General features: G+C 66.2%; 6 protein-coding genes and 1 pseudogene. 4 read left to right on the forward strand and 3 right to left on the reverse strand.

What is annotated here, in order from left to right; genetic code table 11:
- Window positions 1-739 precede the first annotated feature (739 nt).
- Complete coding sequence (locus ADL25_RS04915; RefSeq protein WP_059126382.1) at window positions 740-1,615, reverse strand: PhzF family phenazine biosynthesis protein; 876 nt, start codon at window positions 1,613-1,615, stop codon at window positions 740-742.
- Between the two features lie 435 nt (window positions 1,616-2,050).
- Between ADL25_RS04915 and ADL25_RS47905 the strand changes: the two genes are divergently transcribed.
- From ADL25_RS47905 to ADL25_RS45685, 3 genes and pseudogenes are all read left to right on the forward strand, one after another.
- Window positions 2,051-2,227, forward strand: coding sequence for a hypothetical protein (locus tag ADL25_RS47905; protein ID WP_107116518.1), 177 nt, complete (start codon window positions 2,051-2,053; stop codon window positions 2,225-2,227).
- A 536-nt stretch (window positions 2,228-2,763) separates the two neighbouring features.
- Window positions 2,764-2,991, forward strand: coding sequence for a DUF5959 family protein (locus ADL25_RS50280; RefSeq protein ID WP_234380575.1), 228 nt, complete (start codon window positions 2,764-2,766; stop codon window positions 2,989-2,991).
- A 63-nt stretch (window positions 2,992-3,054) separates the two neighbouring features.
- Window positions 3,055-3,268, forward strand: a pseudogene (locus ADL25_RS45685) (transposase); the annotation flags it as partial.
- A 7-nt stretch (window positions 3,269-3,275) separates the two neighbouring features.
- Here the strand turns inward: ADL25_RS45685 and ADL25_RS04920 are convergent.
- Together ADL25_RS04920 and ADL25_RS04925 are read right to left on the reverse strand one after the other, a co-directional pair.
- Window positions 3,276-4,130, reverse strand: coding sequence for an NADP-dependent oxidoreductase (locus ADL25_RS04920; RefSeq protein ID WP_059126380.1), 855 nt, complete (start codon window positions 4,128-4,130; stop codon window positions 3,276-3,278).
- Window positions 4,131-4,447: 317 nt separating this feature from the next.
- Window positions 4,448-5,344, reverse strand: coding sequence for an RNA polymerase sigma-70 factor (locus ADL25_RS04925; RefSeq protein WP_059126381.1), 897 nt, complete (start codon window positions 5,342-5,344; stop codon window positions 4,448-4,450).
- A gap of 613 nt (window positions 5,345-5,957) precedes the next feature.
- Between ADL25_RS04925 and ADL25_RS04930 the strand changes: the two genes are divergently transcribed.
- Window positions 5,958-6,230, forward strand: a 273-nt coding sequence (locus tag ADL25_RS04930; protein ID WP_159044884.1) for a hypothetical protein, incomplete at its 3' end; no start/stop codon positions are given.

Here is a 6,230-nt window from a genome sequence, read left to right on the forward strand (position 1 = left end):
GTCCGGAGGCCCTGGACGGTAGCCGAACCCCACACAGAAACGCAAACCCCCCATACCCGACAAGCGTTCAAAAACGCACAACCGTTCACTCCGCACACCTGCAACCGCAGGCTCCCCAACCCACCCCCGTAGACACGCGATCGCCCCAGCCACCCAACCCAACAGTCGGTAAAAGGCCAGCGGACTGGCTACTGAACGAGACGAACTCCCGGACGATCAGCCGCATTTGCCGCGCAGAGCCGACGGATGTGGAACCAGACGCGACTGTGCAGACTCATCGCTCAGCAGCCACCTGTATTTCCCGGCGGCTCCGACCCCGCCAAGCCCACCCCAGCAGAACCAGGCCTCGCACACAGAGCAAGCAACAACCCACGCACAGGCCCAGCGAGTTCGTGCCGTCACCGGAGAGACCCGCCGTAGGCCCCCAGCTCCCGCGACAACTCCCCGCTCCACCGGCAGGCACTCCGCAAGCGGACAAACCCAGGCCGCACCCCGGTCAGTCAGACCGCGCCGACTGTGGCGCCGACAACGCCGCACTCCTCACAGCCCGAACGCCAACACCCTTCACGAGTGCCGGATACCGCCCAATCGCCCCGTGCCGCCGGGAAGCGAGAGTCGGCGGACCGGCACGAGGACGTGCCCTGGGCCGGCTCGGTCGCAGGCTTGCAGTCATGGAACCGGCAGGCCGCATGACCGCGGACCGGACCGGTCCCTGCGCTGCCGACCCCGCCGGAGGGCTTCAGCCGATACGCACCCCTGCGCCGCTGACACGCACGCGCGTATCACCCGCCCGCAGCGTCACCGTGAGCTCGCCGGGACGGCCCAGTTCCTCACCCTGGTGCAACGTGAGAACAGCGTCCTCGGCGACCAGGCCCAACTCCCGGGCGTAAGCACCGAACGCGGCGGCCGCCGCGCCGGTCGCCGGGTCCTCCACGACGCCGCCGACGGGGAACGGGTCGCGGACATGGAAGACGGTCGCCGACTCGCGCCACACCAACTGCAGCGTCGTCAGATCCAGGCGGTGCATCAGGGCTTCCAGCCGCGCGAAGTCGTAATCCAGATCCGCCAGGCGCGCTCGGGTTGCCGCAGCAAGGACCAGATGGCGGGCGCCGGCGAAAGCGATACGGGGCGGAAAAGCCGTGTCCAGTTCGGCGGGCGGCCAGCCGAGTGCGGCGAGTGCCTCGGCCAGGTCGACGTCGGCGATCTCTTCGAGGTGCGGCTCGACGCTGGTCAGCGTTGCCCGGAGCGTACCGCCCTCTTCCACCACATCCACCGGCACGGTGCCCGCGGGTGTCGCGAACACCAGCCGACCGGGGCCGATCCGCTCGGCGAGTGCTACAGCAGTCGCGACGGTGGCGTGCCCACAGAACGGAACCTCGGCCTTGGGACTGAAATAGCGGATGCCGTACGCCCGCCCCACCTCGCCGTCCAGCCCCTCCGGAGGCGCAGTCAGGAACGCGGACTCCGAATATCCCAGCTCCGCCGCGATGGCCAGCATGTCACCGTCGTCGAGAGCGCCGGCGTCCAGCACAACACCGGCAGGGTTGCCGCCCTCAGGGACGCCGGAGAAGGCGGTGTAACGCAGAACCTCAGGCCGCTGCACATTCATCGTCATGCCCCCGGCAACACGAAGCGGCACCGCCGCCATTCCCGGACCGTAAAACCCAGACCGCCGAGAGCTCCTGACCGCTCACCGACGACACCATCGCCGTCCCGATCCCCTACCGGGCCGAACTCGCCGAGGCTCGACCGGAAACCGCCGCCACAGATCTCTACGAGCGCCGTCACCGCCCTCGAAGCACATGTGTTCGTACCCTCAGCCCCGTGGACACCACACGCAGAGCTCTCCTTCGGAGCGGGACAGCCCCGCCCGGTTCGGGCCCGGTGGAACTCAACGAAGCACTCGTCACCCAAATACCGGAATGCTCAGCCAGGCCGTGAGAGACCCGACCGGAACATCGAAACCCGCCAGGGAGTGTCCTGTCCCATCAGGGGCAAGCGCTAGGCACCGGAGTACGTCACCCAGCGCGAAATCGAAGGGAACCTCACCATGTTGTCCATAGTCGCGGCGGTCTTGTTCTTCATCGCCTTCCTGATCAACGCAGCTGACATCTCGACCAACGACACGTTCACCTCCACGAACGTCATGCTCATCGGCCTCGCCGTGTTGGCGCTACACCTCGCAGGGCTGGGCAGCGGCTGGCGAGTCCGGGGCCGCAGACGCTGAAAACCGCTACCCGGCAGTCGGCGAGACGCCGTCAACACGCGACAGCCCCTGGGTGGATGAGCGTGTGACGATGCACGATCCAGCCTGACATGACCGAGCCGGTCACCGGTCGGCGACCTGCTGCGCCACCTCGAAGTGACGCAACATCGCCGACCCCGACCGGCCGTCCTGGCCGCCAGGCAGACGAGCGCCACGAGCCTGATCACCTCCCCACCGGAATCCGATCCGGAGGCACAGCGCCACCGATCCGGTCAGCTGCTCACACGCTTGTGCGTACCGAAGATGAGCAGCCGGCCGTCCATCTTCATCCAGCTCACCGGCGAGCGTGACTGCTGTCCTGGCCGAAGGCGGACACCTCCCGATCGAGGGTCCAGACCACCCCACACCCTCAAGCGATCACAGAACGACTCAAAGAATCGCGAACCGCTCTCTAAGAACTTCTAACGCCATGCCCCGTACTCGCGGGTGCTGACGCATGTGCATGATGACGCGAGTCGCTGCGAGAGTGGGGAGCGGGCGTGACCGAGGGCAGCATTGTGGATCTCATCCGTCTGGTCGACGGGGAGAGTGGTCTTGAGGTCAAGGTTCTCGGCCGGACGATGCCCGGGGTCTTGACCTTGCACGATTACCTCGATGCGGAGATCGTCGTCACAAGCGGGTTCGCCCAGGGCGTCTCAATGTGTGTCTGGCTCCGGACGACTTGGACAACTGGTCACGGTCCTGCAGGAGCTCGCAGCCGGGCGGAATGCCGTCTGGATGGATGACGGGCGCAATCCCGAGATCCGGTTCGAGCCGGACCTGCTCGCTGACAAACAGAGGGACCGGCTGGCCGGACCCTGACGAAGCGAGCTGCCGATACGCCGGCCCGCTTCGACCGTCCCGGTGCGTCCAACGGTCCCACGGAGGCGATCAACGGTCGCCTCGAACACCTCCATGGGATCCGCCCTCGGATTCCGCAACCCGCTCAACTACATGGCACGGTCGCTGCTCGAGACCCGCGGCTTCAGGCCGCAACTACCCCTCAACCGTGAGTCCTTTTGAAGACCGGTCAGTCCACGAGCAGCACGAGTTTGCCGCGCACAGTCCCGGCTTCGCCGACCCGGTGCGCGCGGGCCACCTCGGTCAAGGGGAAGGTCTGGCCGACCTGGATGGAAAATCGTGCAACTTCGGCCAGTTGAGCGACCTGGGCCAGCGCGTAGGTGGCTCGGCCCGTGTCGCCGCGGCTGAAGCGGACGCCCGTCTGCTGCGCGCCGCGGAAGTCGGCGACCGTGATGACGTGCTCGGGCGTGCCCACGAGTTCCACGAGTTCGGGAAGGACGCCGCTGCCAGCGACGTCCAGTGCGAAATCGACACCCGACGGCATGATCGCCCGGACTCGTTCTGGCATCCCGTCGCCGTAAGCCACCGGCTCGGCCCCGAGCGAGCGGAGGGCAGCGTGCGTGCCTGGACTACCCGTGCCGATGACGCGCGCGCCTCGTTCCATGGCGAGTTGAACAGCGGCACTCCCGACGCTGCCAGATGCCCCGTTGATGAGCACAGTGCTGCCCGCTGTGACGCCAAGCTGGTCAAGCGAGCGCGCTGCGGTCTCGGCTGCCGCGGGGATGGCAGCGGAACTCGCGTAGTCGAGCGAGTTCGGGATCGGGGCCCAAAAGGACAGCACGGCCAACTCCGCTTGGGCGGCTCCGTACGGTGAGGCTCCGAAGACCCGGTCGCCAACCGTGATACCCGAGACATCGTCGCCGATCTCGTCAACGATACCCGCAGCCTCGTAGCCCAGGGTCTGTGGCAGTTCCTGGTCCATCAGTCCCTGGCGCTTTTCCCAGTCGCCGGCGTTGATCCCCGCGGCACGGACCTTGATCCGTATCTCTCCGGCACCGGAATGGGGATCGGGGAGGTCAACGATCTCAAGAACCTCCGGGCCACCGAATCGGCTGAACTGTGCTGCCCTCGTGACGCACTCCTTCCGCGGAAGAAGTGGCGGATCGTCCGATACCGCGTGTGCGCGTACTCCCTGTCCGGCTGCCTGCTCGGCCCCAGAGCACGTTTCTACTCCGATACATCGACCCTACGTCATGACCGCCCACATGTGGCGAGCCCCCTTGGGGGCCGCCTCGACCCGCACAACCCCGCCGGCTCCCATACCTGCCGACAGGAGGAGGCCCGGCTGTAGAGAACCCATGAGATGCCTACTCGAGACCGTGGGAGCTACGACGAAACTCTTCATTTGTCCAATGAAGCTACATAGGGGGCAAGCTTGGCAGGGGCCACCACCCACATGACACGTTCGATGCCCCGCTTCGACACGTCGGCGGTCAGCAGAGCCACCGCGTCTCCATGTGCTGTAACCAGGGCGGCCGGCATACCGTTGGCCTCGACCCAGCGGATTTCCGTCTCGGGCCAGAACCGCGGGGCGTAGGCAACAAGGGTCTTCGAGACGTGCGGACGTCCGACAACCGGAATCCTGGATGCCCCGCGCTTCCCAGCGCTGTCGGCATAGCTGACCACGTCAGCCGTGAGAAGTTCTTCGAGCGCCGACAGGTCACCCGTACGCGCCGCGCCGACGAACGCCTCGAGCAGCTGTCGATGGACGCTGGAACTGACAGGCTCCTTGCGTTCTGCCGACAGATGCTTGCGGGCCCGGCTGACCGACTGGCGGGCATTGGCCTCGCTGGTCTCGAGGATGTCGGCGATCCGCTGATACGGATAGTCAAAGGCCTCCCTCAGGACATAAGCGGCCCGTTCCACAGGCTTCAGCTTCTCCAGAAGGAAGAGAACAGCCATGTCGAGGACCTCTGCCCGTTCCGCACCCAACTGGGGATCCGCCCTGGTGTCCACCGGTTCTGGAAGCCACGGCCCTGTGTAGGACTCCCGCCGCACTCTTGCGGACTGAGCACAGTTGATCGCCAGGCGAGTGGTGACCGTCGCCAAAAACGCCGCCGGTTCCTCGACGACGGCACGATCAGTGGTCTGCCAGCGCAGCCACGCGTCCTGGACAATGTCCTCGGCCTCCGCGGCACTGCCGAGCACGCGATAGGCGATGCCGAAGAGTCGGGGACGCGCCGCCATGAAATCCCTCGTTGCCTCGTCAAGGGAGTCTGGGTCGTCACAGGCGCGCATACGTTGCCTCCAGGTCTCAAATCCACACTACAAGCCGTCGATGCGGTGCGCGTCGCGATGCGCAGGTGGTCCCGCTCTCCTTGCATGCGGCCGCCCTCACCGGGTGATGTGTCCGGTCCCTCGGCAGGACCACAGCACGGGCGCACGGCGATCCGCAGCGCTGGAGGAGGCGCGGCGTTCCCAGACAGGACCGCGACTCCGTCATAACCGGGGCAGATCCATCGCGGGCCCGTAACCCCGTACGGCAGCGAAACCACAGGCAGCGGCGAACAGGGCCGATTTCCCGACTCCACCGAATTCAGGTCAATAAAGGATAGAAATTCACCCGGCGAGAGCCATTCAATTGATTTGCTCATACAGGCCGGACAGGCGCTGCACCACGAGGAAGAATTCGTCTGGACGGGTGTTTTAAAGGGGGGCCGGAACCCACCGCCCCGCACCTACCCAGAAAGGCTTTTGAGCTGCCTCTTTCCGTACGACTCGTAATCCCGACCACCTACCCCCGGCACGCCTGACCGCCTATCAGCTTGCGCAGTGAAGCGCGGAATTCGGGGTAGCGTCTGACACAGCAGCAGGGAAATGATCGAATTCCTGCTGTTCGAAAGGAGAGTTCGTGAAGACCATTGCTAGGGCTGTGGCAGTCGCGCTCATGACTGCCGGAGCGGTTGCCGTGCCCCTGACGGCAGAAGCCAGCGCCACCCCGCTGCCGGGATCGGTTTCCGCGGCGCCCGCCTTCTCCGCCCTCCACCGCGGCGACAGTGCACGGATCCACCACCCCTCCCACTATCGCAACAACGGGGACCTGCGCCGCTACCACGGCATCGACCTGCGGCGGTACCGCGGCAACGACCGCGACTACTGGCGCTGGGACAGGTACCGCAACCGC

Source organism: Streptomyces sp. NRRL F-5122, from assembly GCF_001507435.1.
GTDB lineage: Bacteria > Actinomycetota > Actinomycetes > Streptomycetales > Streptomycetaceae > Streptomyces > Streptomyces lannensis.

Coding starts and splice junctions, on each gene's coding strand:
- ADL25_RS04925 (WP_059126381.1), bottom strand. CDS start 5,344: ATGCGCGCCTGTGACGACCCAGACTCCCTTGACGAGGCAACGAGGGAT.
- ADL25_RS04915 (WP_059126382.1), bottom strand. CDS start 1,615: ATGACGATGAATGTGCAGCGGCCTGAGGTTCTGCGTTACACCGCCTTC.
- ADL25_RS47905 (WP_107116518.1), top strand. CDS start 2,051: ATGTTGTCCATAGTCGCGGCGGTCTTGTTCTTCATCGCCTTCCTGATC.